The 26,650-nt window shown below is 62.7% G+C and carries 26 protein-coding genes, 1 pseudogene and 2 riboswitches; of the genes and pseudogenes, 12 read left to right on the forward strand and 15 right to left on the reverse strand.

Features of this window, described 5'->3' with window-relative positions; genetic code table 11:
- The first annotated feature begins 8 nt into the window (after positions 1 to 8).
- Positions 9 to 1,118 carry a molybdenum ABC transporter ATP-binding protein gene (gene modC / locus BN118_RS17435; RefSeq protein ID WP_010931293.1) on the forward strand — a complete coding sequence of 370 codons (1,110 nt, stop codon included), beginning with the start codon at positions 9 to 11 and terminating at the stop codon, positions 1,116 to 1,118.
- A 6-nt stretch (positions 1,119 to 1,124) separates the two neighbouring features.
- Here modC and BN118_RS17440 read toward each other — a convergent pair whose 3' ends face one another.
- Both BN118_RS17440 and BN118_RS17445 read right to left on the reverse strand, forming a co-directional pair.
- Positions 1,125 to 2,699 (reverse strand): phospholipase D family protein, encoded by a 1,575-nt coding sequence (locus BN118_RS17440; RefSeq protein ID WP_014906077.1) that lies wholly within the window; start codon positions 2,697 to 2,699, stop codon positions 1,125 to 1,127.
- A 216-nt stretch (positions 2,700 to 2,915) separates the two neighbouring features.
- The gene (locus BN118_RS17445; protein ID WP_005012808.1) at positions 2,916 to 3,866 is read right to left on the reverse strand and encodes an IS481-like element IS481 family transposase; all 951 of its coding nucleotides are present in this window, start codon (positions 3,864 to 3,866) and stop codon (positions 2,916 to 2,918) included.
- Positions 3,867 to 4,013: 147 nt separating this feature from the next.
- Between BN118_RS17445 and BN118_RS17450 the strand changes: the two genes are divergently transcribed.
- On the forward strand, positions 4,014 to 4,484 hold the full coding sequence (locus BN118_RS17450; RefSeq protein ID WP_230456776.1) for a LysR family transcriptional regulator substrate-binding protein: 471 nt from the start codon (positions 4,014 to 4,016) through the stop codon (positions 4,482 to 4,484).
- A gap of 183 nt (positions 4,485 to 4,667) precedes the next feature.
- Here BN118_RS17450 and BN118_RS17455 read toward each other — a convergent pair whose 3' ends face one another.
- From BN118_RS17455 to BN118_RS17465, 3 genes are all read right to left on the reverse strand, one after another.
- Positions 4,668 to 5,894, reverse strand: a complete 1,227-nt coding sequence (locus BN118_RS17455; RefSeq protein ID WP_010929595.1) for a type II toxin-antitoxin system HipA family toxin — start codon at positions 5,892 to 5,894, stop codon at positions 4,668 to 4,670.
- Positions 5,894 to 6,313 carry a helix-turn-helix domain-containing protein gene (locus tag BN118_RS17460; RefSeq protein ID WP_010929596.1) on the reverse strand — a complete coding sequence of 140 codons (420 nt, stop codon included), beginning with the start codon at positions 6,311 to 6,313 and terminating at the stop codon, positions 5,894 to 5,896. The genes BN118_RS17455 and BN118_RS17460 overlap by 1 nt, the downstream gene beginning before the upstream one ends.
- A gap of 183 nt (positions 6,314 to 6,496) precedes the next feature.
- Positions 6,497 to 7,606, reverse strand: a complete 1,110-nt coding sequence (locus BN118_RS17465) for a hypothetical protein (protein ID WP_019248277.1) — start codon at positions 7,604 to 7,606, stop codon at positions 6,497 to 6,499.
- On the opposite strand from BN118_RS17465, the pseudogene BN118_RS20015 reads away from it, so the two are divergent.
- Positions 7,496 to 7,739, forward strand: a pseudogene (locus BN118_RS20015) (integrase core domain-containing protein); the annotation flags it as partial. The gene BN118_RS17465 and the pseudogene BN118_RS20015 sit on opposite strands and share 111 nt — an antisense overlap.
- A 122-nt stretch (positions 7,740 to 7,861) precedes the next feature.
- On the opposite strand, the gene BN118_RS19740 reads toward BN118_RS20015, so the two are convergent.
- The 8 genes from BN118_RS19740 to BN118_RS17500 all read right to left on the reverse strand — a co-directional run bounded on the left by BN118_RS19740 (position 7,862) and on the right by BN118_RS17500 (position 14,487).
- Positions 7,862 to 8,836, reverse strand: a complete 975-nt coding sequence (locus tag BN118_RS19740) for a tripartite tricarboxylate transporter substrate binding protein (RefSeq protein WP_050849198.1) — start codon at positions 8,834 to 8,836, stop codon at positions 7,862 to 7,864.
- Between the two features lie 56 nt (positions 8,837 to 8,892).
- Positions 8,893 to 9,474, reverse strand: a complete 582-nt coding sequence (locus BN118_RS17470; RefSeq protein WP_010929599.1) for a DJ-1/PfpI family protein — start codon at positions 9,472 to 9,474, stop codon at positions 8,893 to 8,895.
- Positions 9,475 to 9,486: 12 nt separating this feature from the next.
- The gene (locus tag BN118_RS17475; protein ID WP_080019454.1) at positions 9,487 to 9,804 is read right to left on the reverse strand and encodes a Rieske 2Fe-2S domain-containing protein; all 318 of its coding nucleotides are present in this window, start codon (positions 9,802 to 9,804) and stop codon (positions 9,487 to 9,489) included.
- Positions 9,805 to 9,907: 103 nt separating this feature from the next.
- Complete coding sequence (locus tag BN118_RS17480; RefSeq protein ID WP_029443770.1) at positions 9,908 to 10,966, reverse strand: FAD-binding oxidoreductase; 1,059 nt, start codon at positions 10,964 to 10,966, stop codon at positions 9,908 to 9,910.
- Between the two features lie 34 nt (positions 10,967 to 11,000).
- The gene (locus tag BN118_RS17485; RefSeq protein ID WP_019247832.1) at positions 11,001 to 12,272 is read right to left on the reverse strand and encodes a TRAP transporter large permease; all 1,272 of its coding nucleotides are present in this window, start codon (positions 12,270 to 12,272) and stop codon (positions 11,001 to 11,003) included.
- 30 nt (positions 12,273 to 12,302) lie between these two features.
- The gene (locus BN118_RS20960) at positions 12,303 to 12,671 is read right to left on the reverse strand and encodes a TRAP transporter small permease (protein ID WP_235094350.1); all 369 of its coding nucleotides are present in this window, start codon (positions 12,669 to 12,671) and stop codon (positions 12,303 to 12,305) included.
- Between the two features lie 230 nt (positions 12,672 to 12,901).
- On the reverse strand, positions 12,902 to 14,083 hold the full coding sequence (locus BN118_RS17495) for a TRAP transporter substrate-binding protein (protein WP_010929603.1): 1,182 nt from the start codon (positions 14,081 to 14,083) through the stop codon (positions 12,902 to 12,904).
- Positions 14,084 to 14,103: 20 nt separating this feature from the next.
- Complete coding sequence (locus BN118_RS17500; protein WP_080019455.1) at positions 14,104 to 14,487, reverse strand: aromatic-ring-hydroxylating dioxygenase subunit beta; 384 nt, start codon at positions 14,485 to 14,487, stop codon at positions 14,104 to 14,106.
- A gap of 17 nt (positions 14,488 to 14,504) precedes the next feature.
- Between BN118_RS17500 and BN118_RS17505 the strand changes: the two genes are divergently transcribed.
- The 6 genes from BN118_RS17505 to gcvP all read left to right on the forward strand — a co-directional run bounded on the left by BN118_RS17505 (position 14,505) and on the right by gcvP (position 21,958).
- Positions 14,505 to 15,455, forward strand: a complete 951-nt coding sequence (locus tag BN118_RS17505) for an IS481-like element IS481 family transposase (RefSeq protein ID WP_014906080.1) — start codon at positions 14,505 to 14,507, stop codon at positions 15,453 to 15,455.
- A gap of 102 nt (positions 15,456 to 15,557) precedes the next feature.
- Positions 15,558 to 16,193 (forward strand): superoxide dismutase, encoded by a 636-nt coding sequence (locus tag BN118_RS17510; RefSeq protein ID WP_010929673.1) that lies wholly within the window; start codon positions 15,558 to 15,560, stop codon positions 16,191 to 16,193.
- Positions 16,190 to 17,083, forward strand: a complete 894-nt coding sequence (locus tag BN118_RS17515) for a ZIP family metal transporter (protein WP_010929674.1) — start codon at positions 16,190 to 16,192, stop codon at positions 17,081 to 17,083. Before BN118_RS17510 ends, BN118_RS17515 begins: the two co-directional genes overlap by 4 nt.
- A gap of 80 nt (positions 17,084 to 17,163) precedes the next feature.
- A riboswitch (glycine riboswitch) is annotated at positions 17,164 to 17,256 on the forward strand.
- 21 nt (positions 17,257 to 17,277) lie between these two features.
- A riboswitch (glycine riboswitch) is annotated at positions 17,278 to 17,397 on the forward strand.
- An 80-nt stretch (positions 17,398 to 17,477) separates the two neighbouring features.
- Complete coding sequence (gene gcvT / locus BN118_RS17520) at positions 17,478 to 18,578, forward strand: glycine cleavage system aminomethyltransferase GcvT (protein ID WP_014906081.1); 1,101 nt, start codon at positions 17,478 to 17,480, stop codon at positions 18,576 to 18,578.
- Positions 18,579 to 18,659: 81 nt separating this feature from the next.
- Entirely contained in the window at positions 18,660 to 19,034 is a 375-nt protein-coding gene (gene gcvH, locus BN118_RS17525) for a glycine cleavage system protein GcvH (protein ID WP_010929676.1), read from the forward strand.
- Between the two features lie 59 nt (positions 19,035 to 19,093).
- Complete coding sequence (gene gcvP, locus BN118_RS17530) at positions 19,094 to 21,958, forward strand: aminomethyl-transferring glycine dehydrogenase (protein WP_014906082.1); 2,865 nt, start codon at positions 19,094 to 19,096, stop codon at positions 21,956 to 21,958.
- Between the two features lie 144 nt (positions 21,959 to 22,102).
- On the opposite strand, the gene BN118_RS17535 is transcribed toward gcvP, so the two are convergent.
- Positions 22,103 to 22,843, reverse strand: coding sequence for a FadR/GntR family transcriptional regulator (locus BN118_RS17535; protein WP_014906083.1), 741 nt, complete (start codon positions 22,841 to 22,843; stop codon positions 22,103 to 22,105).
- Positions 22,844 to 22,912: 69 nt separating this feature from the next.
- Here BN118_RS17535 and BN118_RS17540 point away from each other — a divergent pair, with 69 nt between their 5' ends.
- The 3 genes from BN118_RS17540 to BN118_RS17550 are packed head-to-tail and all read left to right on the forward strand — an operon-like array spanning position 22,913 to position 25,636.
- Positions 22,913 to 24,124, forward strand: a complete 1,212-nt coding sequence (locus BN118_RS17540) for a CaiB/BaiF CoA transferase family protein (RefSeq protein WP_010929679.1) — start codon at positions 22,913 to 22,915, stop codon at positions 24,122 to 24,124.
- A 28-nt stretch (positions 24,125 to 24,152) separates the two neighbouring features.
- The gene (locus BN118_RS17545; protein ID WP_010929680.1) at positions 24,153 to 25,121 is read left to right on the forward strand and encodes a Bug family tripartite tricarboxylate transporter substrate binding protein; all 969 of its coding nucleotides are present in this window, start codon (positions 24,153 to 24,155) and stop codon (positions 25,119 to 25,121) included.
- A 17-nt stretch (positions 25,122 to 25,138) separates the two neighbouring features.
- Entirely contained in the window at positions 25,139 to 25,636 is a 498-nt protein-coding gene (locus BN118_RS17550) for an enoyl-CoA hydratase/isomerase family protein (RefSeq protein ID WP_019249674.1), read from the forward strand.
- On the opposite strand, the gene BN118_RS17555 is transcribed toward BN118_RS17550, so the two are convergent.
- A complete protein-coding gene (locus BN118_RS17555) occupies positions 25,633 to 26,583 on the reverse strand; it encodes an IS481-like element IS481 family transposase (RefSeq protein WP_010930048.1) in 951 nt (316 codons plus the stop codon). The two genes, BN118_RS17550 and BN118_RS17555, sit on opposite strands and share 4 nt — an antisense overlap.
- Positions 26,584 to 26,650: the final 67 nt, after the last annotated feature.

Genomic DNA, 26,650 nt, shown 5'->3' on the forward strand with positions numbered 1-26,650 from the left:
CATACCGCATGCCATCCGATTTCCCGCCGGGCCAGGCCGGCATCCACGCCCGCTTCCGGGTGGACTATCCCGAGTTCTCCCTCGATGTCGATCTGCGGCTGCCCGGCCGCGGCGTCACGGCGCTGTTCGGCCAGTCGGGCTCGGGCAAGACCACCTGCCTGCGCTGCATGGCCGGGCTGGCCCCGGTCAGCGACGGTTACCTCGACATCAACGGCGAGGTGTGGCTGGACAGCGCGGCGCGCCGCGCCGTACCCACGCACAAGCGCGCGCTGGGCTATGTATTCCAGGAAGCCAGCCTGTTCGAACACCTGGACGTGCTGGCCAACCTGCGCTACGGCATGAAGCGCGTGCCGCCCGCGCTGCGCCGCGTCGACCTGGAGCAGGCCACCGGGCTGCTGGGCATCGGCCACCTGCTGGCGCGCATGCCGGCCGGCCTGTCGGGCGGCGAACGCCAGCGCGTGGGCATCGCCCGCGCGCTGCTGACCAGCCCGCGCCTGCTGCTGATGGACGAGCCGCTGGCGGCGCTGGACGTGCAGCGCAAGCGCGAAATCCTGCCCTACCTGGAGCGCCTGCACGACGAACTGGACATCCCGGTGATTTACGTCAGCCATTCGCCCGACGAAGTGGCGCGGCTGGCCGATCACCTGGTGCTGCTGGAGCAGGGCCGCGCGGTGGCCAGCGGCCCGCTGGACGCGCTGCTGACGCGGCTGGACCTGCCCATGGCGATGACCGACGACGCCTCGGTCGTGGTGACCGGCGAGGCCGCCGGTTTCGACCCCGGCTATGCCTTGCTGACGCTGCAGCTGCCCGGCGGGCGGGCGCGGCTGCGCTTCGTGCACCAGGCCGCGCCGGCCGGCCAGCGCCTGCGCGTGGTGGTGCATGCGCGCGATGTCAGCCTGGCGCTGCAGCAGCCGCGCGAGGGCAGCATCCTGAACGTGCTGGCGGTGCGCGTGCTGGAGATGGCGCCGGCGGCCAACCCGGCCCATGTCATGGTGCGCCTGGACGCCGACGGCACGCCGCTGCTGGCGCGCATCACCCGCTACTCGCGCGACCGGCTGGCGCTGGCGCCCGAGATGCAGGCCTGGGCGCAGATCAAGGCCGTGTCGCTGCTGGCCTGAGCGCGCCTACAGCAGCGGCTCGAGCGGCAGCAGCGAGAACAGCCACACGCTGAAGCGCCGCCACAGGCTGACGCCCGGCTCGCTGTCGTGCCGCACGGTGGCGCCGTCGCGCTGTTCCAGCCAGTACAGGCTGCCGTCGTCGTCCAGGCGCACCTCGTAAGTGGCGGCGGGAATATCCTGGTCGAACGTGGCGGCGATGTGGCGCGCCATGTCGGGGCTTTCGATCACGAAGCCCAGTTCGGTGTTGAGATTGGCCGAGCGCGGATCGAAGTTGAACGAGCCTATGAAGACGCGCTCGCCGTCGACGCCGAAGGTCTTGGCGTGCAGGCTGGACCCGGAGCTGCCGAATCGGCCCCTGCCCTGCGGCTTGGGCCCGGCGTAGCTGCGCCGCATTTCGTAAAGCCGCACGCCCGCCTGCAGCAGCGCCTTGCGGCGCTTGGCGTAGCCGGAATGCACCACGGCCACGTCGGTCGCTTCCAGTGCATTGGTGAGCACGCGCACCTGCGCGCCGCCCCGGGCCAGCGCGGCGAACGCCTGCGTGCCGGCCTCGGCAGGCACGAAATACGGCGACACCAGGTCGAGCGTGCGGCGCGGCTCGCCCAGGATGTTCCTGAGCTGCTGCGTCAGCAGGCCGGCCGGCGGCGCCTTGCCCAGGCCCTTGGCCGGATCGTCGCTGACCATGCGGGCCGGCGCCCATTGCAGCGGCAGGCGGCCGGCCATCAATTCGCGGATGAAGGGCAACTCGCGCAGCGCGCTCATGTAGTCGCCGGCGGCCGGGTCCTGTTCGATGCGCGCGGCGCGCTCGGCCAGGGCGCGCAGTGTCTGCGCGCCCGGCGCGGGCAGCAGCGGGCCGGCCGGCCAGGCGGACTCGCTGGCCCAGTAGGCGTCGAACTCGGCGGACACATCGCCCACCACCGGCCCCACCGCCAGCACGTCCAGGTCGGCGAACAGCACGCCGTCGGTCGCGCCGAAGTACTCGTCGCCGATATTGCGCCCGCCGATGATGGTGGCCTGGTTGTCGACGGTGAATGATTTGTTGTGCATGCGCCGGTTCAGGCGCGAGAAATCCGTCAGGTAGCCCAGCGCCTTGAACGAGCGCGTGGGAAACGGATTGAACAGCCGCACTTCGGCGTTGGGATGCGCGTCCAGCGCGGCCAGCGCGTCGTCCAGGCCGGAGATGCCGTTGTCGTCGAGCAGCAGCCGCACCCGCACGCCGCGCTCGGCGGCCGCGTGCAAGGCCTGCAGCAACAGGGTGCCGGTCATGTCGTTGCGCCAGATGTAGTACTGCACGTCCAGCGTGCGCGTGGCCGCGCGCGCCAGCAGCATGCGCGCGGCGAAGGCGTCCTGCGCGTCGCCCAGCACATGAAAGCCGCTAAGCCCCGGATGCGCGTCGGCCAGCTCGCCGACGCCCTGGCCCAGTGGCGTGGCGCGCGCCTGCGTGGCGTCCAGGGCGTGCGAGGCGGTGCGGTCGACAGGCGGCGGCAAGGTACAGGCTCCCAGCAGAATGGCGCAGCCGGCCAGCGCCAGCAGCGCGGCCGCCCGCGCGCGGGCGGCCCGGATACGCGAGAGGAGACGAGGCATGGAACTCCGGAGGGCCTTGAAACGGAATCGGACGCGGCAGGGCCGGCCGACGCAGGCCACGATTATGCAAAAGATCACCGGCAGGCGAAAGCGCGCCGGCCGCGTGCATTGATACATAAAGACGCAATATTCAAATCCAGAAACGCAATAAAGCGCAACAATCGGCATTGGCGCCGGCCCGTACGCGGGCGCGCCGTCCTGATCTCAAGCTGGTCGCTAGTTGTGAACTGTCAATAGGTTGTATTCGTCCAGGTTGAGTCTGGAGATGGGTACAGCGCGCCCGATGCCTTGGTGGGGTCGATGCCAGTTGTAGTGGTGTAGCCAGGATTTCATGGCATCGGCTCGGTGTTGGGAGTTCTGGTAGGTGTGAGCGTAAGCCCACTCACGCAAGGCCGACTGGATGAAGCGTTCGGCCTTGCCATTGGTCTGTGGGCGGTAAGGTCGGGTAAAGCGGTGCTTGATGCCCAGCTCATGGCACAGCGCGGCGAAGGCGCGGCTGCGAAAGGCCGAGCCATTGTCGGTGAGCAAGCGCTGGATGGTCACGCCCAGGCGCTGGTAGTAGGCCACTGCGTCCTTGAGGAACTGGACGGCGCTGGGGAAGCGCTCGTCGGGGTGGATGTCGGTGAAGGCCACGCGGGCGTGGTCATCGATGGCCACGAAGACGAAGTCCCAGCCGGCCCCCTCAACGGTATCGCGTCGGTTGCCCGTGACCCGGTGGCCAGGGCGCTGGATACGTCCCAGCTTCTTGATGTCGATGTGCAGCAGATCGCCGGGGGCCTGATGCTCGTAGCGCACCACCGGCTCGGCCGGCTCCAGGTCGGCCAGGTGCGACAGACCGGCGCGGGCCAGGACGCGGCTGACGGTGCTGGCTGACACGCCCAGCGCCTGGGCGATGCGCGCTTGGGTCAGCCGCTTGCGGCGCAGCTCCACGATAGCCAGCGCCTTGGCCGGCGCAATCGCTCGGGGCGAGACCGTCGGGCGCGAGGACGCATCGGCCAAGCCCGCCTGGCCCTGAGCCAGGAAGCGGCCCAGCCATTTGCGCACAGTCGGCGCGGTGACCCCATAGGCGCGGGCCGCTTCAGGCACACAAACTTGATGGGCGATCAATTGCTGGACCATTTCGAGTCGACGTAGGAAGGTCAATCGGGCATGCTTATGGGTGTTCATCCGGCCGGGCTCCTTGAGTGAACTGGGGGGGGTGGCGATTTCCAGTTTCTCAAATCCGGTTCGGATGAACCATGCATACAACCTATTGAATCTTCACACCTAGCCGCCTTGCGGCCGCGCGTGCACGTCCAGCTGATCGAACGCCCCGTGCCCGAACTGTTCGCCGCGCTCCAGGAAGGCGACGCCGACGCGCTCGTCACCACCTACGCGCCGCAGCACATCGAAGCCGTCAAGATGCCGTTGCACCAGGAAAAACTCTACGAATCGACCTACCAGCTCGTCGCGCCCCCGGAACATCGGTTCGCCAGATCGCGCCGGCCCGTGCCGCTGGCGAAACTGGTCAACGAAGACTGGATCCTGCCCGCCCAGGACTCGATGCTGCGCAAGGAGATAGACTGGGTCTTCCGCCGCGCCGGGCTGCTGCCCCCGGTGCCCGTGGTCGAAGCCAACAACCCCACCACCAGCATCCAGCTGGTCGTGGCCGGCATAGGGCTGGGTTTCGCGCACGGCGAAACGCTGCAGAACGTCCCCCCCCGGCACCGTCGCCCCCATCCGCATCTCGCCCTCCCCGGCCAGCGCGCAGGTCGCGCTGATCTATCGCGCCAAGCGGGTCAATGAAAAGGTCCAGGCATTGCGGGCGGCGCTGGGGTTGTAGAGGGATTTCAAAGGCTGCGCAAAGCGCTGCGGCCACATCGCAAGCAATGGCTGGACCATCGCTGTCTGCACCCACTCTTTCACGCACGACCGCAGCGACGATTTACGGCAATTCGTGCCAGTTTGATGGGCCTGGATAGTACGGCCCTACGCAAATGCGGGCTCGAAATCCACCAGATCAGTGCCTTGCATGCCGAGCCCCCTGGCCACGACGCGCCAGCTGCCTACGGCCTGAGCTACCTCCGTCCAGATTGCGGCCGCTTCTTCCGCAGCCAATCTGAAGTAAGGCGCCCCTTCCATCAACATGTCCCGGCTCTCAATCGGCCCGGAATCCTCCGTCAACCATGTCTTGCTCTCGCGGCGATCCCCTGGCATCGGATTGAGGTCGAATGCTGGCGACAGACGCCAGCCATGGTTACGCGAGTCATACAGGAACCCGGTATTCCGCAAATGGTCATCGGTATTGCAGATCAGAAAATTGAGGACCAGCCGGCGCCACAACTGATGTATGTCGGCAATCGGGTCCGCACCTTCCCGCAGCAGGACATCGACCAGTTCCGTATAGGCGTGCACGGTGTCCCGGCCATCAGACTGCAGCATCGTCGCGGCCGATACATAGGGAATACGGCCGCCATCGTCGGTACGATCGAACCGCCGGATGATGGCAACCGCCGTCCCGCCGATCAACTCCACACGCGCCGCTGCCACCTTGATGCCTGCTTTGGCAGCAAGATGCATGGCCAGCACTTCGCCTCGGATGACATCGCGTCGGTCAGCCTGGCTGGGAAACTTGCCCAATGCCAGGCGGCCATCCGTATCCCGCACGCTCGATTTGGGCCGAGCTCCGCCCAGCGAAGTCCCTTGCCCGAGCAGATATTGCAGGTCGCGCGCGGTCTCCGTTCCAGCCTCCAACGCTCGAGCCGCTTGCACGACCTTATCCAGCTCCACCAACGGCGGCACATGCCCGGGCGTTGCGCCTGAGCGCAAATAGACTTTGGCGTGAGGATCGAAAAGCCGCAGCGCGCCGACACGAGCCTCGTCATCGACCCACATCAGGAAGTCGACAGGCTCCAGCGGAGGCGTCTCTCCGTCCTGCTGTCGCAACCTCGCATGCGCACGCCGGATCACGCGTTCGCCCCACGAGTCCGGCGCAGTGTCCTCCAGCGCGCGAAAGAATACTTCCTGAGGGTGCTGTACGCTGAGGACGGGCAGCAAATCAGGCGACAGCGTGAAGAACCTCGCATCGCGCAACCAGCGCTCGTCGTAGCTGAACGCACTGCGCTTGCCGCTGCCCAGATACAAGCGCCCGACAACCTGGCCGGTAGATCCCAGATGCACTTCCAGGTCCTGACGCCTCAAGGACTTGGTCGCCATCAGAAACCCTCCAGTTCATCGGCGTCATCGGACGCACCTTCCTTGACTGCAGCGGAATGACCGACTCGCGGCTTGCTGCCGCGAACCGTACGCACTCGTTGCGGCAGTTGCTCCCGCACCAGTTCCATCCCCAGCACATCATTCTCGGTGGCCATCACGCGCAGCACATCGTCAAGACGGCCAAGCACATGCAAGGCGCGCAGGAAAGTATGCAAGGCAGTGCCGGGATGGCCGTCTTCCATACGCCTGACTGTACTGAGCGAAGTGCCAACACGCTGCGCCAAGTCTTCCTGGCTCAAGCGACGCACACGGCGCGCGGTGGAGATGTCCTGTCCAAGGCGTTGCAACGCACGCTCCACAGGCCGAGGCATCGCGACCCGCGGGCTGCAATTTCTCTGTTCGGAAGTCGGCATGCGCACACCTGCTCAGATATGGATGAAAATCGCCACTAGGCGCTCATATTTGAACATATCGACACAGCACAATCAACGAGGCGACTTAACAATAAAAATTCAAATATGAATGTTTAATTTAGTTAAAGGCTTATAAAAGAACGAAGTACTCTGCAAGCCCTGTAATCAGCGAAGCGAGCGACGGATCAGTTAAGTACCAACCTCGTTAAACCAATGAACTACTTCGAACAAATGTGGCTCAGTGGTCAACAACATCCGAACGGCTTCAAGCACACGGTGTGACACGACAGGATTACGCGCGCCCGCACGTGCTTCGCCGATAGTGAAGCCGCAGAATCGCTCGCCGTTGTTTGACAGCGTCAGCGCGATCACTCGGTAACCGACCTCTACCGGCAGGCCTAAAGCAAGCACTCTACCTTCTTGCCGCCTGGCACTGGCCAGAGGGAAAGGGTCGAATATAAAGTACTCACCTGTTTCTATCAGCTCACCATTCGAGCCCGCGATGTCAGATATCTCTGGAACCTCCCAGTGCATATGCGAGGGCATAGACTCCGGCACAGAGATATGTACTAAACCCACAAATGGGAAACCATAGCACAGCAACCCTCTTACCTGTGCTCTCCCCATTGTGTTTGCATTCCGCCCCGGATTGCTAATTGATGGACGAACGATCTTGGCTTCAATGGCAATCGTCCGTTCTAAGAGGATTTCGTTGTCAGAGAACGGAACGATCAAACAGTCAACGTCTCCTGGCCGTTGATCAGGAGAAAGCTGCAGCTTGGCTCTTGGAATGTTGATCCCGACGTAAACGCTTTGAGCGAAGGCATGTTCAGGATAAGGAAATGCGGAGTCAAGCGCAAAGTACATCGTGCTGGCAAGCGCTTGCCGATTAGCAACAATACGCTTGAGAACTTCTGCCTCGGAGCTAAGCCAATCAAGCATAAGTGCCGCTATCTGACGGATTCGGAACGCACCAAGCAGTCTTGGGCGCGAAACGAGCCTGCTGTCCCAAAGAAAATCGCATCGAAATTCAGCTTCGGGCATCCGGAATGCCCGGGTCAGTTCCGGAACAGCACCGCCTATAACTGCCCCACCGTCCGCATGCTCCAAGGACGGAAGTTCGGTATCCATATGGGTTTGCGGTGAAAGTTGGAACGGGTGATGGCGTAAAAGGGCATAGCGATCCGCTATATCCAGCCTGGCAAGCCAAATCAGAACGCCTTTATCGAGCGCTTCAATCGAACTTATCGGACCGAGGTGCTCGACGCGCACCTGTTCGCCAACCTTGAGCTGGTCCAAGCGATTACCGATCAATGGCTGGTCGATTACAACCAGTACCCGTCCGCACAAATCGCTGGGCGGCCTCCCGCCGATGCAATTCATGCCCCGGTTAACCCTCGCTCCGGTCGTCTATCAGACAATGTCTACTTGACAGGGGGGGCTTACGACAGCAAACGCTCATGGCCCACTGCCTCTGCCTCGATCAAGGGCCGTTTGAACGACCATCGTGGTCCCTATTTTGAGTTGCATAAAGAGACGTACAACCGGCTCACATCACTCGTCTTCTTTCAGCGCTTCGGTGGCGGAGGCTCCCCAAGCGCGTACATTTTCATTAAATAGCGCCTGCCACTCTCCGGGCGATGTAGACGGTGTTATCGGAACAGTGCCGCTTGCAACGACTAATTTTTGCATCTCGGGCTTAGCCAAAATTTTATTAACCGCCACGTTCAGGATTTGCGTTATCGCTGGTGACAGGCCTGCTGGAGCAAACAAGCCAAACCAACCTACATCATCATACGAAATGCCAGCCTCGACAAGCGTTGGCACATCTGGCAGCGCCTGAGCCCGCACAGGTCCTGTTATGGCCAATGCTTTCAATTTCCCATCTTTGACCATGGGCATCATCGATATAACATCGAGAATGCCAATGGACACCTGCCCGGACAGCAGCTCGGTGATTGCCTCGCTGCCACCCTTGTATGGAATGTGCAGCATTTTCATGCCTGCCAACTCCTGTATTTTCTGCCCGGCGAGATGGGGTGGAGAGGCGACGCCAAAGGTAGCAAAAGAAATACTATCTTCATTTTGTTTTGCCGCTGCGACAAGATCTGAAATCGAGTTCAGTGGTGAGTTCGCACGCGTTACCACCAGCAACGGCACCATGGATATCTGCGTTATTGCAGTAAAGTCCTTGATGGGGTGAAAGCTGAGATCTGGAAAAATGGCGGGAGCGATGGCAAATGGAGCGGATGTCATTAATAGTGTATAGCCATCATTATCCGCACGCGCCACGGAAGCCGCCCCAATATTACCGGCAGCTCCACTCCGATTTACCACAATGACCGGCTGCTTTAACTCCCTGCCTAACTGTTCTGCAAGGGCGCGGCCCATGATATCCGTGCCCCCACCGGGTGGGAACGGTACGACCAGTGTAATAGCTTTGTCGGGATAGGCCGCAGCATTCGCACCCCCCCATGCCCCTAAGATACCGAGCGCCGTTCCCACTACCGTCTTAGCAATCCAGTTCATTTGTCTCTTCCTTTATTTTTAATATGATTTATTTTTACTGGAAAGGTCGGCCCTGCTTAATTGTGAGTAATTTTTGTTCCCAGCAACGTTGCAAACTGAGCAATCCACGCCGGGTGTGAAGGCCAGGCAAAGGCGGTAACCAAGTTTCTATCGGTAATCGCTTCATCCATGGGAATATCGACATACGTCCCCCCCGCGGCTGTCACCTCGGGGGCGCAGGTGTTATAGCAGGCGCATTTATACCCTTCCAACACACCCGCAGTACTGAGAATTTGAATGCCGTGGCAGATACAGGCAACTGGCTTTTCGGCTTCAAAGAAATAACGAACCAACGCCAACAATTTCGAGTTGAGACGCAAATACTCGGGCGCCCTGCCTCCCGGGATCACCAGTCCGTCGTACTTCTCCATCTCTATCTGATCGAATGAAGCATTCAATGTGAACCTGTGGCCCGGCTTTTCACTATAGGTTTGCGCTCCTTCGAAGTCATGAACGGCTGTCATGACGTAGTCCCCAGCAGCCTTGTCCGGGCACACAGCATCCACCTGATACCCGAGCGCCTGAAAGGCCTGAAAAGGCACCATCACTTCATAATCTTCAACGTAGTCCCCTACAAGCATCAGCAATTTCCTGGCCATACTGTTCTCCTATTAATTATCCACACCTACGTAGACGACACCTTCTTTTACAGTCGTCTTGTATATCTGAATCGGCTTCTCTGCGGCGCCCAAGGGTTTCCCCGTTTCAAGATCCCACTGCCAGAGATGCTTGGTACATATCAATTTTGTTTTCTTGAACAATCCATTGCACAGCTTTTCATCCATATGTGGACAGATAGCCTGGGCCGCGAAGAACTGCTCTCCATTTCGCATCAATATGATATCGAGCCCGTTAATTTTCTTTTCAACTATATCGCCTTCTCTTATCTCATTTTCTTCGCAGGCTTTAACCAAGTTAGCGCCCGTCACAGAGAACCTTTATTTAAATATGCAGTGATCGTTTTCACTGCTCTTTGAAAAAATATTTCCAGGGCTTTCGGAATTTGGGCTTTCAATGATAATCGCTGCAACTTCAAACAAAACTATCGCACTCGATATCAAGCGCATCGATCTCTGTGTTGATCATCAGCTGCCTAATCGTATGATCCACCATCGGCGGTGGCCCTGAAATATATACTTCCTTGCCTTCCCAGCTTATGCTCGCATCATTAACGATGTGATCAGCGGGATACCCTGTAAAAAACTCGATATACGGGAATCGGCCCCTGTCCTGTACGCTTGGCGATATATCGCTGCATACGGCAACCCGGAGGTTGGAATGAACCGCCGCATATCGATTGAACACTCCGATAAGGTCGATGGGCGATGTGTCTCGAACACCCCAGAATATCGTCAGGTGCCGATCATCTATGTAATGGGAGGAAATGGCCCACTCCAATGTGGACAGAGCCACCGACACGCCCGACCCGCCGACTAACATGACAAGTTCGTTATCTTTCTTGGGACGGATGTAGGCTTTACCCAGTGGCCCATATCCCTGCAATTGCATACCGATATTGTTGATATCACAGAGCTGCGGCGACATCGCTCCATTTGGGTTGCATGAAAGAATGAATTCCAACTGGCGGGAATCCTGCGCAAAATTTGCGACGGAATATGCGCGCGCCCGCCCCCCCGCCTTTGTAGCCAGCATCACATACTGGCCAGGTAAAAAACGAATGCTATCGTCAAGATCCACCAATAAACGATACAAGCCAGAACCCAACGGCCGTACATCGTTAAGCGACGCGGCGTAATGTTTTGGCGCTGCCAAATCAGGCGGTACATTCTTGTCGTATAAGGCCTCGAATACGCAATCAGACACGGCGTGGCTTTGACACAAATGCACCTCGGGGCATTCGCATGCTTGGCCCGCTGAATGCGAAACCTGTATGAAGTCGGTACCGGTATAGACTTTCAACGCTCCTTGAATGAGACGCGCCTTGCAAGAACCGCAGCTACCACTTGCGCAATGATAATTAAGCGGAACCGACTGCCGCAGCCCAGCTTGCAGTACCGATTCTTCTCCTGCAGCTACTGCAGCGTAATCGCCGACATCGTTCTTGAATAATATGCGTTGTTCTTGCTGCATCAATTTTTACCCTTCAAATAAGCCAGCATCTCATCTATACAAAAACAAGGCTGATATATGGGAAAGCGGCAACGATAAGCCAGGCAACAAGAATTGGAATAATCATTCTCACAATCTCGGCCATCAACTCCCCGTAATCTATTTTCATTGTCATCGACGTAATGAACAGATTCAGGCCATGCGGAGGGCTAATAAATCCTATCGACGCGCCAATAATAAAAATCATGCCCCAGTGCACACCATTCATGCCAATTTCTGTTGCGATAGGAGCAAATATCGGCGCCAAAATCAGTATTACTGCAATGACTTCCATGAACGTGCCGAAGAGCAAAACAATGCCCATCATTACCGCTAGCGTAACCGTTGCGCCATAAGCAGATGAAAGTTCTACCAACTGAACCAATATCAAGTCTGGAATTTCCATTACGGAAAGAATCTGTTGAAACTGGATGGAAAAAACAACGATCGGCCCGATGATTCCGGTCACCGAAGCGCTTTCCATAAGTATTTTTGGTATGTCTCGAATGCCAAACTGGCTAGACCAATATAGTCCGATCACCGCGCAGTAAATCGTGACGACGCCCGCGGCTTCGGTCGGGCTAAACAGGCCCGAATACAGGCCGACAAACAAAAGCGCGATAGCGATAAAGGCTGGGGTTGCCCCAAGCACCGAGGTTCCTACTTCTTTAAAGTAGCCATCTGTGGATTTCGATGCGGGCTCATACTGACGCGTACGCATGATCGACACGAAAAATATGAACAGCAGTATGAGTATGCCTGGCAATATCGCTGCCAGATTCAGCTCAACCGGAGAAACGTTAACCGTCAAGCTATAAATGATGATGATGGTGCTTGGCGGAATGAGTCCGCCAAGGATTCCGCCGGCGGCTACCGTCGCGCCTCCTCGTCGCATGGGAATTTGGGCCCGTTTAAATTCCGGAGCCATCAACTTGCCCATGGTCGCTGCAGCGGCTGCACTCGAACCACTAATGGCGCAAAACATGCCACTGGCCAGCACCGAGGTGGCTGCCGTTCGACCTGGCACGGCACGGATAACCGCGCGCGAAAATTTGATCAATTGTTGTGAAACGCCGCCCGCGGTGAGTAGATCCCCCGTAGCAATAAATAAAGGTACTGCCAGGAATGTATAGTTCTTTAACGAATCAATGGACGTCAATCCCATACTCATCAAAGGATAATCAATTACCCAATAAGATGTTGCCGCCACCCACACAGCAAGCAAGAGGACCATCGGCGTGCCGAGAATGAACAGCGCTATACAAAAAAATGAAATTAGTAAGAGCATAAATAGTCCCGACAATTAATTTCAGCTGACTCAAGCGCTCAAATAATTATTAATTCGCTCGTTTTCAAGAAAGTCCCACTGAAACAGAACCAGCCATAACCGCTGAACAATTCTCAACATTGAAAAGGCCCAACCCAGGGGTACCCCCAAATTGATGATCCATGCGGGAATAGGCGTACTCATGACCATTTGCTCGGTCACAAAATTGCTCGAGATAAGTTCGGCCGTACTCCAGAACACGACGGCGCCAATGGCCAGCCATAGAATTGCATCGATGACTTCCAATACTCTTCTGACAGGCGCAGGAAGGGAGTTTCTGATCTTTGTGAAGCCCAGGTTGGTTCCGTAGCGACAATGCCTTGCCATGGCAAACCAAGATAGCCAGATAAATGAGTACATCGCAATCTCAGGCCCCCACAAGTTGCTTGCTCTTGGAAAATGGCTCTGCGAATAGTCTCTCCGCCCACCAGACAGATGAGTATGAGATAAGTGACTATCATCACCGAGTTCTCTATTCTCAGGAGAACCCGGTCAAGATTGGCGTTTGTGCAAATCTTCTTCAGCGTCATCTTTTCCCGCCGCTTTTAGTATTCAAATTTTTGATGCATTGGCGAATTGCAGAGACGTGCTTATGTCCACCACTTCTCGGCCATTAATTCTGTACTTGATGTATTTTTGGCATACTCGCTCAGGGCACCGTAGACATCGATTCCTGCAATGTCATCAAGTTGCTTTCTCAGATTTGCATACAACTGTGAGTTGTTTTCAACCGAGCCGCTCTCCTTGAACGCTGCGTGCTGCTCGTGGCTCAGTTTTATCTGGCGGATTTTGCCTCGTTGATACGCGGAATCAGGAGATGGGTTGGGGCCAATACCTACTAGCGTAGACTCGGCAATAATCGAAGTTTGGTATGCTTCGACCATGCTCTCGTATGCAGATTCGTAGATCAGCTCTTGCAAGCGCTCAGGCAGTTTGTCAAAAGTCTTGGCTGCCATGAAAATCATCGAATAGCCTGGACAAAACTGAACGTCAATATCCTGAGACAAGACCGAGTACATACCGAACCCCGCGGCAGCGCTTGGGTAGGTTTCTGTCGCGTCCACCAACCCAGACTTCAAACCCTCCAGCAGTTCTCCCCAGGCTAATGGGATGGGTGCCATCCCCATACTCTTGGCGAAATTGCTGATCATCTCGCTATTCGTAATTCGGATCTTGGCGCCGTTGAGTGCATCGGGCGATGTGATATCCGCTGCCTCGGAATATTTTTTGCCCATCATAATGTTGCGCATACTTCCGCTTGCATACAGAGGCACCACGCCGTATTTGTTTCGCAGCACGTCGCGATACAGGCGATTCGATTCTTTACTCAACAAAAAATTATGATAGGCGACTCGGCTTTTCCAAAGAAATGGCCAGTCCAACGCGACGGAATACGGCATGGTTGCGCCGGTATTCTGAAAGGTCGAGGAACCCATGTGCAGAATGCCACTCATTACTCGCTGAGCACACTGATCTTCAGAGCACGCCTGGGCTTTATCAATCAGCTGAATTGCAATCTCGCCATCCGATTTTCGCTGGACGCGCTCCACGAAGTCGTAAATACCAGGAGCTGTATACTCTGCCGCTGACGGAGTATAAATAGTGCCGAATCTGAATCGGTAAGCCGCCTTTGCTTCCGATTTGGCAAAAGAATTAAACGGTGCGAGGACCGCGGCGGCACCGGCTCCAGCCGTCAGAATGGTGCCCATGCCAAGACCAGTCAACTTGCGCAGCGTGCTACGGCGCATACTGTTGTGATTGCTGTGTGTCATACCTCGTCTCCGTTAATTTATTAGATAGGCACATGAATGCCTGAGCCAAGATCACGGGTATTCAAATACACCTTGCGCTCCAGCAGCCGCAGTTGATCCTGTTTACGTGTGACTTTGTCTGTATAACTACCTACTGCAAACAACTTGGTGGTTCCGCACTGGTCGGTGTGCATGACCATGATCTGCGAGCGGACCTCATAGCAGTTCTCCTCAGCAGCTCTAATGCGCACCATGCTGATATTTCTGGTGAAATCTCCCTTCATCCGAACATGCTGATAAATCAGCAGCATCAGATTACGTATTTCCTTGTAATCATGATCTAGCTGTGAAGATTCAATAGGTTGTATGCATGGTTCATCCGAACCGGATTTGAGAAACTGGAAATCGCCGACCCCCCAGTTCACTCAAGGAGCCCGGCCGGATGAACACCCATAAGCATGCCCGATTGACCTTCCTACGTCGACTCGAAATGGTCCAGCAATTGATCGCCCATCAAGTTTGTGTGCCTGAAGCGGCCCGCGCCTATGGGGTCACCGCGCCGACTGTGCGCAAATGGCTGGGCCGCTTCCTGGCTCAGGGCCAGGCGGGCTTGGCCGATGCGTCCTCGCGCCCGACGGTCTCGCCCCGAGCGATTGCGCCGGCCAAGGCGCTGGCTATCGTGGAGCTGCGCCGCAAGCGGCTGACCCAAGCGCGCATCGCCCAGGCGCTGGGCGTGTCAGCCAGCACCGTCAGCCGCGTCCTGGCCCGCGCCGGTCTGTCGCACCTGGCCGACCTGGAGCCGGCCGAGCCGGTGGTGCGCTACGAGCATCAGGCCCCCGGCGATCTGCTGCACATCGACATCAAGAAGCTGGGACGTATCCAGCGCCCTGGCCACCGGGTCGCGGGCAACCGACGCGATACCGTTGAGGGGGCCGGCTGGGACTTCGTCTTCGTGGCCATCGATGACCACGCCCGCGTGGCCTTCACCGACATCCACCCCGACGAGCGCTTCCCCAGCGCCGTCCAGTTCCTCAAGGACGCAGTGGCCTACTACCAGCGCCTGGGCGTGACCATCCAGCGCTTGCTCACCGACAATGGCTCGGCCTTTCGCAGCCGCGCCTTCGCCGCGCTGTGCCATGAGCTGGGCATCAAGCACCGCTTTACCCGACCTTACCGCCCACAGACCAATGGCAAGGCCGAACGCTTCATCCAGTCGGCCTTGCGTGAGTGGGCTTACGCTCACACCTACCAGAACTCCCAACACCGAGCCGATGCCATGAAATCCTGGCTACACCACTACAACTGGCATCGACCCCACCAAGGCATCGGGCGCGCTGTACCCATCTCCAGACTCAACCTGGACGAATACAACCTATTGACAGTTCACATCTAGCCTGGCGGGCACGGCGCATGCGGGCAGGGCCGCGCGCCTATTGTTTTGGTAAATGGAAATGACTATCATTTGTCTTTACCAAATGCAAATGCCGGAGACCGCATGCCATACGTCCTGCCTGCCCTTTCGTATGCCTACGATGCGCTCGAGCCGCATATCGATGCACGCACGATGGAAATACACCATACGCGCCATCACCAGACCTACGTCAACGGCCTGAACGCCGCGCTCGAAGGCGCCGGCCTGGACAGCGAGGAGCCGGTCGAGCAACTGTTGCGCCGCATCCCGGCGCTGCCGCCGGGCATCCACGGCGCGGTGCGCAACCACGGCGGCGGCCATGCCAACCACAGCCTGTTGTGGACCGTCATGTCGCCGTCGGGCGGCGGCCGCCCGGATGGACGGCTGGCGGCCGACATCCAGGCCCAGCTGGGCGGGCACGACGCCTTCCAGGCGGCCTTCACGCAGGCCGCGCTGGGCCGATTCGGCAGCGGCTGGGCCTGGCTGACCGTCACGCCTGCCGGCCGCCTGCGGGTCGACAGCAGCGCCAACCAGGATTCGCCGCTCATGGAGGGCAACACCCCGATACTCGGCCTGGATGTCTGGGAGCACGCGTATTACCTCCAGTACCAGAACCGCCGCCCCGAATACATCGAGGCCTTCTACCGGGTGGTGGACTGGGCCGAAGTGGCGCGCCGCTACGAGATCGCCCTGGCCGAGCTCGGCCGGGAGGCCGCATGAATACCCACAGCCGCCACCGCGTCCGTCCGGCGCTCACCAGCGTCAGCGCCATGACCCTGGCGGTGCTGGTGGCCTGCCTGGCCTGCTACCAGCTGTGGGAGTTCCTCGACCGGCGCTGGCCGCACGTCGCCCTGGCCATGGCCGGCGGCATGGTGGCCGCCGGCGCCACCGCCCTGGGCGCGGTGCCGGTGCTCTTCTCCCAGACCCTGTCGCAGCGCGTGCAGGACTGCATGTTCGGCTTCGGCGCCGGCGTCATGCTGGCGGCCAGCGCCTTCTCGCTGGTGGTGCCGGGCATCGCCGCGGCCGGCGCGCAGGGCTACGGCCCCTGGGGGGCGGGCATCCTGGTGGGGGCGGCCATCCTGCTGGGCGGCGCGGTCCTGCTGGCCAGCGACAGGCTGCTGCCGCACGAGCACTTCATCAAGGGCAAGGAAGGGCGCGCCTCGCGCACCCTGCGCCGCACCTGGCTGTTCGTCTTCGCCATCATGCTGCACAACGTGCCCGAAGGCCTGGCCATCGGCGTGGGCTACGCGGGCAGCGACAGCCTGCGCGGCGCGGCGCTGGCAACCGGCATCGCCATCCAGGACGTGCCCGAAGGGCTGGTGGTGGCGCTGGCCTTGCTGGCCGCCGGCTACAGCCGTGCGTTCTCGGTGGCGCTGGGCATGCTGTCCGGCCTGGTCGAGCCGCTGGGCGCCATCGTGGGCGCGGCGGTGGTGGGCTGGTCGGCGGCGATGCTGCCGTGGGGGCTGGGTTTCGCGGCCGGCGCCATGCTGTTCGTCATCAGCCACGAGATCATCCCCGAGTCGCACCGCAAGGGGCATGAGGTGCCGGCCACCGCCGGCCTGATGCTGGGGTTCGTGCTGATGATGCTGCTCGATACCGCGCTGGGCTGAGGCGCCGAAACAGGGGCGGATCGGCGCCCATCCGGACGCTTTGCGGCATGGCGCTTTCGATGTATGCTTTGCGCGCTGTCACGCATGTCGCGGGAGAGAGCGGCCGATTGCGGCTGCCGCCGAAGGCGCAATTCGCCCGGAATCGCTCAGGTAACCCATACCGCGACTGCATCGAGTAGCGCCTGGCGCGCTCGAAACAGCACTCTGGAGAGACCTGGCGCGGCCACCTTCGCGGTGCGCAAGCAGCCCAGGCGCCGAAGGTGCAAACCCGCTCGCGCGGGGCAACTCTCAGGCAAAAGGACAGAGGGGCGGAAAATTCGACCGGTTCCCGGACGCTTTCCGCATCGGGGCCGGCATTCCGTAATCCTGGCAATGCTGCCGCTGGAGCCCTCGCATGTCCGCACCGCTCAAACGCACCCCCTTGGCCGAAGAACATCTTGCCGCCGGCGCCTGTATGGTCGACTTCGGCGGCTGGAACATGCCGCTGGCCTATGGCTCGCAACTGGAAGAGCACCACGCGGTGCGCCAGGACGCCGGCATGTTCGACGTCTCGCACATGCTCAACGTCGATGTCGGCGGCGCCGACGCCACCGCCTTCCTGCGCCGCCTGGTGGCCAACGACGTGGCCCGCCTGGCCACGCCGGGTAAGGCCCTGTACAGCTGCATGCTGAACCCGCAGGGCGGCATCATCGACGACCTCATCATCTACTACTTCGCGCCCGACCAATGGCGCGTGGTGGTCAACGCCGGCACGGCCGACAAGGACATCGCCTGGATGCAGCGCGTGGCCGCCGCCGACGGCTTCGATGTCGTGATCGCGCCGCGCCGCGACCTGGCCATGGTGGCGGTGCAGGGCCCCAACGCCCGCGCCAAGGTGTGGGCGGCCCGTCCCGCGTGGCAGGCGGCGTCCGAGCCGCTGGCGCCGTTCTCGGCCGCGGCCGTCGAGGCCGGCACGCTGGTGGCGCGTACCGGCTATACCGGCGAGGACGGGTTCGAAATCGTGCTGCCCGCCGACGCGGTGGTCCAGCTGTGGCGCGACCTGCTGGCGCAGGGCGTGCGGCCCTGCGGCCTGGGCGCGCGCGACACGCTGCGCCTGGAGGCGGGCATGAATCTCTACGGCCAGGACATGGACGAACTCGTCCATCCCGACCAGGCCGGCCTGAGCTGGACCGTTGCGCTCAAGGACGAGGCGCGCCGCTTCGTGGGGCGCGATGCCATCGAGCAGTTCGCCGTGCCGCGCGCCTTCGTCGGCCTGAAGCTGCAGGAGCGCGGCGTGATGCGCGCCCACATGCCGGTGCGCTGCGCGCAGGGCATGGGCGAGCTCACCAGCGGCACCATGTCGCCCACCCTGGGCGTGTCGGTGGGCTTTGCCCGCATGCCGGTGGGCGTGCAGCCCGGCGACGCCGTCGAGGTGGAAATCCGCGGCAAGTGGGTGCCCGCCCTGGTATGCAAATTGCCGTTCGTGCGTCACGGCAAAGCCGTCGAACACTCGTAAACTCGAGGCTTCCGCGCGGCCGTTGGCCGCCGGAGGCGCGCAAACTTTCTCCATTCCCACTGAATTGCCAGAGGAGCTCCCATGAGCCTGCCCACCGATCGCAAGTACACCGAGTCCCACGAATGGGTCCAAGCCGAAGGCGATGTGTTCGTCGTCGGCATCACCGACAACGCCCAGGAGCAGCTGGGCGATCTGGTCTTCGTCGGCGACGTCAAGGTCGGCGCCACGCTGAAGGCCGGCGAAACCGCCGGCGTGGTCGAGTCGGTCAAGGCCGCCTCGGACATTTATGCGCCGGTCGACGGCGAGATCGTCGCGTTCAACGACGAACTCGAAGCCAACCCCAGCCTGATCAACGAATCGGCCTATACCGCCTGGATCTTCAAGATCAAGCCGGCCAACGCGGCCGACCTGGACAAGCTGCTTGACGCGGCCGGCTACCAGGCCGTCGCCGGCTGACAGGCCGCAACGGGCCGGCCCGCGGGCCGGCCCCGCCTCCCCGTTATTTCGAGAAAACCATGTCGCGCGCCCCTGACACCCATTCCGATTTCATTCCCCGCCATATCGGCCCCTCCGACGAGGACCAGGCCACGATGCTGGTCGCCATCGGCGCAGCCAGCCTGGATGCCCTGATCGACGAAGTCGTGCCGCCCCGCATCCGCAGCCGCGCGCCACTGGCGCTGCCCGCCGCGCGCAGCGAAACCGATGTGCTGCAGGACCTGAAGCGGATTGCCGCGCGCAACCAGATCTATCGCAACTACATCGGCCAGGGTTACTACGGCACGCACACGCCCAACGTGGTGTTGCGCAATGTGCTCGAGAACCCGGCCTGGTACACCGCCTACACGCCGTATCAGCCCGAAATCTCGCAGGGCCGCCTGGAGGCGCTGCTCAATTACCAGACCATGGTCGCCGACCTGACCGGCCTGGACATCTCCAACGCCTCGCTGCTGGATGAAGGCACCGCCGCGGCCGAGGCCATGACGCTGGCGCGCCGCGGCAGCCGTTCGTCCAGTCCGGTGTTCTTCGTGTCGCAGCACTGCCACCCGCAGACGCTCGAAGTGGTGCGCACGCGCGCCGAGGGCCTGGGCATCGAACTGGTGATCGGCGACGAGTCGCGCGGGCTGCCCGAATGCTTCGGCGTGCTGCTGCAGTATCCGCACAGCCTGGGCGGCGTGGCCGATTACCGCGAACTGGCGCAAGCCGCGCACGCGCAGGGCGCCGTGGTCGCCTGCGTGACGGACCTGCTGGCGCTGGCGCTGATCGAGCCGCCGGGACAATGGGGCGCCGACATCGCCGTGGGTTCGGCGCAGCGCTTCGGCGTGCCGTTCGGCTTCGGCGGCCCGCACGCCGGCTTCATGGCCTGCCGCGATGCGTACAAGCGCAACATGCCCGGCCGCCTGGTCGGCGTCTCGAAGGACGCCCAGGGCAACCCGGCGCTGCGCCTGGCCCTGCAGACGCGCGAGCAGCACATCCGCCGCGAGAAGGCGACCTCCAACATCTGCACCGCCCAGGTGCTGCTGGCCGTGATGGCCGGCCTGTACGCCGTGTGGCATGGCCCGCGCGGCGTGCGCCGCATCGCCGAGCGCGTGCAAAGCCTCACCGGCGCGCTGCGCGCCGCGCTGGCCGGGCTGGGCGTGAAAGTCGCCAACGACACCTGGTTCGACACGCTGTCGCTGGAAACCGGCGCGGCCACCCCGGCCATCCTGGCCGCCGCGGATTGCGCCCGGATCAACCTGCGCCAGGTCGATGGCGCGCGCCTGGCGGTGTCGCTGGACGAAACCGTGACCCTCGCCGACCTGCAGGCCTTGGTCAATGTGTTCGCGGCCGGCCTGGGCAAGGACGAGGTGGCGCTGGCGCCGCCGCAGGCGTCGCTGGACGGCATCCCCGCGGCGGTACGCCGCCAGGGGCCCATCCTGTCGCATCCGGTGTTCTCCAGCGTGCAGTCCGAGACCGACATGCTGCGCTACCTGCGCAAGCTGGCCGACAAGGACCTGGCGCTGGACCGCACCATGATCCCGCTGGGCTCGTGCACCATGAAGCTGAACGCCACGGCCGAGATGATCCCCATCACCTGGCCCGAGTTCGCGCTGATCCACCCGTTCGCGCCGGCCTCGCAGACGCCGGGCTATCGCGAGCTGATCGAGGGCCTGTCGGCGCAGCTGTGCGAGATCACCGGTTACGACGGCATCAGCCTGCAGCCCAACTCGGGCGCGCAGGGCGAGTACGCCGGCCTGCTGGCGATCCGCGCCTACCACCAGGCCAATGGCCAGCCCCAGCGCAATGTCTGCCTGATCCCGGCCTCGGCGCACGGCACCAACCCGGCGTCGGCCCAGCTGGCCGGCATGGACGTGGTGGTGGTGGCGTCCGACGCCAACGGCAACGTCGACCTGGCCGACCTGCGCGCCAGGATCGCGCAAGTGGGCGAACGCCTGGCGGCGCTGATGATCACCTATCCCTCGACGCACGGCGTGTTCGAGGAAGCCGTGACCGAAATCTGCGATGCGGTGCACGAGGCCGGCGGGCAGGTCTACCTGGACGGCGCCAACATGAACGCCATGGTCGGCGTGGCGCAGCCCGGCAAGTTCGGCTCCGACGTCTCGCACCTGAACCTGCACAAGACCTTCTGCATTCCGCACGGCGGCGGCGGGCCGGGCGTGGGCCCGGTGGCGGTGCGCGCGCACCTGGCGCCCTACCTGCCGGGCGTGCTCGACGCCCGGGGCCGCCTGGACCCCGAGGCCAAGGTCGGCCCGGTCTCGGCCGCGCCGTACGGCTCGGCCGGCATCCTGCCGATTTCCTACGTGTACATCGCGTTGATGGGCGCCGAGGGCCTGCGCCGCGCCACCGAGGTGGCCATCCTCAACGCCAACTACATCGCCACGCGCCTGCGCGGCCACTACCCGGTGCTGTATGCGGGCCGCAACGGCCGCGTGGCGCACGAGTGCATCCTGGACGTGCGGCCCCTGAAGGAAACCAGCGGCATCAGCGCCGAGGACATCGCCAAGCGCCTGATGGACTACGGGTTCCATGCGCCGACCATGAGCTTCCCGGTGGCCGGCACGCTGATGGTCGAGCCCACCGAATCCGAAGGCCTGGCCGAGCTGGAGCGCTTCATCGAGGCCATGATCGCCATCCGCGCCGAGATCGCACAGGTCGAAAGCGGCGAACGCGACCGCGACGACAACGTGCTGCGCAATGCGCCCCATACGGCCCAGATGCTGCTGGCCGAGGAATGGCACCACGACTATCCGCGCCAGCAGGCCGCCTATCCGGTGGCGTCGCTGCGCGAGAACAAGTATTGGCCGCCGGTGGCGCGGGTGGACAACGCCTATGGCGACCGCAACCTGGTGTGCGCCTGCCTGCCGGTGGAAGCCTACGCGTAAGCGGTGCGCGCTCATGGCGCATGACGAGGTGCCTGTCCCCCCATGGGGACTGGCACCTGCAAGATTTCATGGCGTCTGCCCGTGCGTGCGCCTGTCCCCGCTGGGACAGGCACATTGCCGTACGCCATCGACGCTTGCCGGCGATCACGCCGAAGGCGTGAGGCCCAGCCGCTCGTAGTGTTCCTGGTAGCCGGCGACGTGGCGCTCCATGCGGCGGCGGGCGGCCGGCGCGTCGCCGGCGATGACGGCTTCGACCACGCGGCGGTGCGACTGCAGGATGAGGCGCCGGGTGGGTTCGGGCGTTTGCCCTTCGCGGCTGGTCGCCGTCAGGATCAGGCCGGCGATGGACACGATGAACGCGCGCAACAGGTCGTTGTGGCAGGCGTCGGCCAGCGCGAAGTACCAGCGCACGTTGAGATCCAGGAACTGCTCCACGTGCGGCAGGGCCTCCTGCAGCAGGTCGGTCGCCTGTATCAGCGCCTGCAGGTCTTCGGGCGTGCGGCGCAGCGCGGCGAGTTCGGCGATGGTCGGCTCGATGGAGACGCGGGCTTCGATCATCTCCTGCAGCGAGATGCCGCGCGCGCGGGCAAACAGCGCCACGGGGCGGGCCAGCGCGTCGTTGGCCGGCAGCTTGACGACCGAGCCGCCATAGCGCCCCTGGCGGGTTTCGATCAGGCCTTCGCTTTCCAGCACACGCAGCGCGTCGCGGACGGCGGCGCGGCTCAGGCCGGTCTCTTCGGTGAGCTCCCGTTCCGAAGGCAAGGCCACGCCGCTGGGGCGGGCGCCGCTGAGGATCTGTTCGCGCAGGGCGTCGGCCAGCAGGTCGCGCGAACGCACGGCCTTGATCGGACCCAGCGGATTAGGGTTTGTCTCTACGGTTTTCATCGCTGCAGCCATTGTACAGCGTTTGGTTATCCATATAATGGTCAACCATTGAACTTTTAATCGAGCATCATGGCTGCAGTCTCTTCTTCCGTGCCGCCCACTCCGCTGGGCGGCGTGCGCGTGCTGGACCTGTCCAAGGTCCTGGCCGGGCCGCTGTGCACGCAATACATGGCCGACATGGGCGCCGACGTGATCAAGGTCGAAGCGGCCGGGCAGGGCGACGATACGCGCGGCTGGCCGCCGTTCCAGGATGGCCAGGCGGCGGTGTTCCTCAGCTGCAACCGCAACAAGCGCAGCATCGCGCTGGACCTGAAATCGGCGCACGGGCGCGCCGTGGTGCAGCGGCTGGCCGCCTGGGCCGACGTGGTGGTCCACAGCTTCGGTCCGGGCGTGGCGCAAAAGCTGGGCGTCGATTGGGAGGCCCTGTCCGAAATCAATCCCCGCCTCGTGTACTGCGCCATCTCCGGCTTCGGCCCGGTCGGCAGCCTGAGCCACGGCAAGGGGTTCGATGTGGTGCTGCAGGCGTTCTGCGGCATGATCTCGATCACCGGCGAGACCGAGGGCGGCGCGGTGCGCAGCCCGTTCTCGCCGGTGGACCAGGCCACCGGCCTGCATGCCCTGATCGGCATCCTGGCGGCCTTGCGCCAGCGCGACGCCAGCGGCCGCGGCGTCACCGTGGACGCCTCGCTGTTCGATACCGCGCTCGGTTTCATGGGCTACTTCATGCAGGGTTACTGGGCCCGCGGCACCGAGCCGGCGCGCGCGGGCGCCGGGCACGAGTCGCTGTGCCCGTACCAGGATTTCGCGACCGCCGACAAGCCCATCATCCTGGGCATCGCCAACGATGCGCTGTGGCGCGCCTTCTGCGCCCTGGCCGAGCGTCCCGAACTGGCCAGCGACCCGCGCTTTGCCACCAACGCGCAGCGCGTGGCCAACCGCGCGCAGACCCTGGCGGCCACGCGCGCACTGCTGGCGGCGCGCACGCGCGGCGAATGGCTGCCCGCGCTCGAGCAGGCCGGCATTCCCTGTTCGCCCATCCATACGCTGGTCGAGGTCGATGCGCATCCGCACACGCGCGAATCGGGCATGGTGTTCGACTACCCCGAGACCGGTACCGATGCCGGGCCGCTCAAGGGCGTGGCCCAGCCGGTGCGCTTTGACGGCATGCGCCTGACCACGCCCAAGCGGCCGCCGAGCCTCAATCAGGACTGGGCGTCGGTGCTTGCCGACGCCGGCTACTCCGATCCGGAAGTCCGGGATCTATTGCAACAGATGGCCTGAAAGAGCCATCCCACTCGTACAAGGAGACATGATGAATGTTTTGATACGCCGCGCCCTGTGCGCCGCCATCGCCTCGCTGGCGGCAGCCGCCGCGCACGCCGCCTATCCCGAACAGCCGGTCCGCATCGTGGTGGCGTTCGCGCCCGGCAGCGGCACCGACAACGTCGCCCGCTACTACGCGACGCGCCTGAGCGAGGAACTGAAGCAGCCCTTCGTCGTCGAGAACAAGCCCGGGGCCAACGGCAGCATCGCGGCCACGCAGGTGGCCCGCACGCAGCCCGACGGCTACACCCTGTTCCTGGGGTCGAACTCCACGTTGTCGGCCGCGCCGTTCCTGTTCAAGAAGCTGCCGTACGAGCCGCTCAAGGATTTCACGGCCGTCGCGCGCCTGTCCGATATCCCGTCCATGCTGGTGGTCGGCGCCGACTCGCCGATCCGCGACTTCGACCAATTCATCGGCAAGGCGCGCGCCGAGCCGGGCAGGGTGACCTGGGCCAACGCCAATACGGCCCACCTCGCCGCCGGCATGGCGCTGACCAAGCAGGCGCAGCTGGACATGATTTCGGTGCCCTACAAGAGCAGCCCCCAGGCGCTGACCGATGTGATCGGCGGCCAGGTCACGGCCATGGTCGTCGATACGTCCGCGGGCACCGCGTTCGTGCAGCAGGGCAAGGTGCGCGCGCTGGCCGTGACCACGGCCCGTCCGGTGGCGGCCATGCCCGGCGTGCCCAGCATGAGCGAGCGCTTTCCCGGCATCGACGTCTATTCCTGGCTGGGCATCGTGGGCCCCGCCGGCATGCCCGACGAGGTGGTGACCGTGGTCAACAAGGCCATCCTGAAGATCAACGCCAGCGAGGACACGGTCCGCTTCCTGCGCGAGAACGCCGGCGCCGAGCCGCCGCCGTCCTCCAGCCCGGCCGAGTTCACGCAGTTCATGCACGCGCAGCTCGAGGTGTGGCGCAAGCTGTTGCGCGACGCCAACGTGGAACCCATGTGACCCGGCAGGAGAGCCGCATGTCCGCACCCGCCTGCGTGTCCGAGTTCGTCCGCTACGACGTCGACGCGGGGGTGGCCCGCATCACGCTCGACCGGCCGGATCGCCGCAACGCCATCGACGTTCCCATGCGCGCGGCCCTGCTGGCCGCGGTCCAGGCCGCCACGGCCGACCCGGCGGTGCGCGCCGTCGTCCTGGCCGGGGCGGGCGGCCATTTCTGCAGCGGCGGCGACGTCTCGACCATGCGCGGCGCGTCCATGAGCGCCGAGCAGGGACGCGACCGGATGGCGCCGATCGGCGCCTGTGCGCGGGCCTTGCTGGAAATGCCCAAGCCGGTGATCGCCGCCGTCGACGGGATCGCCTTCGGCGGCGGCTTCGGCCTGTGCCTGTGCGCCGACCTGGTGCTGGCCACGCCAGCGGCGCGCTTTTGCCTGTCGTTCATGCGGATCGGGCTGGTGCCCGATTTCGCCGCGGCGTTCACCTTGCCGCGCCTGGTCGGCCTGCAGCGCGCGCGCTAGCTGTGAACTGTCAATAGGTTGTATTCGTCCAGGTTGAGTCTGGAGATGGGTACAGCGCGCCCGATGCCTTGGTGGGGTCGATGCCAGTTGTAGTGGTGTAGCCAGGATTTCATGGCATCGGCTCGGTGTTGGGAGTTCTGGTAGGTGTGAGCGTAAGCCCACTCACGCAAGGCCGACTGGATGAAGCGTTCGGCCTTGCCATTGGTCTGTGGGCGGTAAGGTCGGGTAAAGCGGTGCTTGATGCCCAGCTCATGGCACAGCGCGGCGAAGGCGCGGCTGCGAAAGGCCGAGCCATTGTCGGTGAGCAAGCGCTGGATGGTCACGCCCAGGCGCTGGTAGTAGGCCACTGCGTCCTTGAGGAACTGGACGGCGCTGGGGAAGCGCTCGTCGGGGTGGATGTCGGTGAAGGCCACGCGGGCGTGGTCATCGATGGCCACGAAGACGAAGTCCCAGCCGGCCCCCTCAACGGTATCGCGTCGGTTGCCCGTGACCCGGTGGCCAGGGCGCTGGATACGTCCCAGCTTCTTGATGTCGATGTGCAGCAGATCGCCGGGGGCCTGATGCTCGTAGCGCACCACCGGCTCGGCCGGCTCCAGGTCGGCCAGGTGCGACAGACCGGCGCGGGCCAGGACGCGGCTGACGGTGCTGGCTGACACGCCCAGCGCCTGGGCGATGCGCGCTTGGGTCAGCCGCTTGCGGCGCAGCTCCACGATAGCCAGCGCCTTGGCCGGCGCAATCGCTCGGGGCGAGACCGTCGGGCGCGAGGACGCATCGGCCAAGCCCGCCTGGCCCTGAGCCAGGAAGCGGCCCAGCCATTTGCGCACAGTCGGCGCGGTGACCCCATAGGCGCGGGCCGCTTCAGACACACAAACTTGATGGGCGATCAATTGCTGGACCATTTCGAGTCGACGTAGGAAGGTCAATCGGGCATGCTTATGGGTGTTCATCCGGCCGAGCTCCTTGAGTGAACTGGGGGGTTGGCGATTTCCAGTTTCTCAAATCCGGTTCGGATGA

Origin of the sequence: Bordetella pertussis 18323, from assembly GCF_000306945.1 — a bacterium.
GTDB classification, from domain to species: domain Bacteria; phylum Pseudomonadota; class Gammaproteobacteria; order Burkholderiales; family Burkholderiaceae_B; genus Bordetella; species Bordetella pertussis.

What these genes read in the sequence shown, in the direction of transcription:
- gcvP (WP_014906082.1), top strand. Translation starts at nt 19,094, where the DNA reads ATGTCGCGCGCCCCTGACACCCATTCCGATTTCATTCCCCGCCATATC.
- BN118_RS17505 (WP_014906080.1), top strand. Translation starts at nt 14,505, where the DNA reads ATGAACACCCATAAGCATGCCCGATTGACCTTCCTACGTCGACTCGAA.
- BN118_RS17550 (WP_019249674.1), top strand. Translation starts at nt 25,139, where the DNA reads ATGTCCGCACCCGCCTGCGTGTCCGAGTTCGTCCGCTACGACGTCGAC.
- gcvH (WP_010929676.1), top strand. Translation starts at nt 18,660, where the DNA reads ATGAGCCTGCCCACCGATCGCAAGTACACCGAGTCCCACGAATGGGTC.
- BN118_RS17515 (WP_010929674.1), top strand. Translation starts at nt 16,190, where the DNA reads ATGAATACCCACAGCCGCCACCGCGTCCGTCCGGCGCTCACCAGCGTC.
- BN118_RS17455 (WP_010929595.1), bottom strand. Translation starts at nt 5,894, where the DNA reads ATGGCGACCAAGTCCTTGAGGCGTCAGGACCTGGAAGTGCATCTGGGA.
- BN118_RS17485 (WP_019247832.1), bottom strand. Translation starts at nt 12,272, where the DNA reads ATGCTCTTACTAATTTCATTTTTTTGTATAGCGCTGTTCATTCTCGGC.
- BN118_RS17440 (WP_014906077.1), bottom strand. Translation starts at nt 2,699, where the DNA reads ATGCCTCGTCTCCTCTCGCGTATCCGGGCCGCCCGCGCGCGGGCGGCC.
- BN118_RS17480 (WP_029443770.1), bottom strand. Translation starts at nt 10,966, where the DNA reads ATGCAGCAAGAACAACGCATATTATTCAAGAACGATGTCGGCGATTAC.
- BN118_RS17535 (WP_014906083.1), bottom strand. Translation starts at nt 22,843, where the DNA reads ATGAAAACCGTAGAGACAAACCCTAATCCGCTGGGTCCGATCAAGGCC.
- BN118_RS20960 (WP_235094350.1), bottom strand. Translation starts at nt 12,671, where the DNA reads ATGTACTCATTTATCTGGCTATCTTGGTTTGCCATGGCAAGGCATTGT.
- BN118_RS17495 (WP_010929603.1), bottom strand. Translation starts at nt 14,083, where the DNA reads ATGACACACAGCAATCACAACAGTATGCGCCGTAGCACGCTGCGCAAG.
- BN118_RS17470 (WP_010929599.1), bottom strand. Translation starts at nt 9,474, where the DNA reads ATGGCCAGGAAATTGCTGATGCTTGTAGGGGACTACGTTGAAGATTAT.
- BN118_RS17540 (WP_010929679.1), top strand. Translation starts at nt 22,913, where the DNA reads ATGGCTGCAGTCTCTTCTTCCGTGCCGCCCACTCCGCTGGGCGGCGTG.
- BN118_RS17445 (WP_005012808.1), bottom strand. Translation starts at nt 3,866, where the DNA reads ATGAACACCCATAAGCATGCCCGATTGACCTTCCTACGTCGACTCGAA.
- modC (WP_010931293.1), top strand. Translation starts at nt 9, where the DNA reads ATGCCATCCGATTTCCCGCCGGGCCAGGCCGGCATCCACGCCCGCTTC.
- BN118_RS17510 (WP_010929673.1), top strand. Translation starts at nt 15,558, where the DNA reads ATGCCATACGTCCTGCCTGCCCTTTCGTATGCCTACGATGCGCTCGAG.
- BN118_RS17555 (WP_010930048.1), bottom strand. Translation starts at nt 26,583, where the DNA reads ATGAACACCCATAAGCATGCCCGATTGACCTTCCTACGTCGACTCGAA.
- BN118_RS17545 (WP_010929680.1), top strand. Translation starts at nt 24,153, where the DNA reads ATGATGAATGTTTTGATACGCCGCGCCCTGTGCGCCGCCATCGCCTCG.
- gcvT (WP_014906081.1), top strand. Translation starts at nt 17,478, where the DNA reads ATGTCCGCACCGCTCAAACGCACCCCCTTGGCCGAAGAACATCTTGCC.
- BN118_RS19740 (WP_050849198.1), bottom strand. Translation starts at nt 8,836, where the DNA reads ATGAACTGGATTGCTAAGACGGTAGTGGGAACGGCGCTCGGTATCTTA.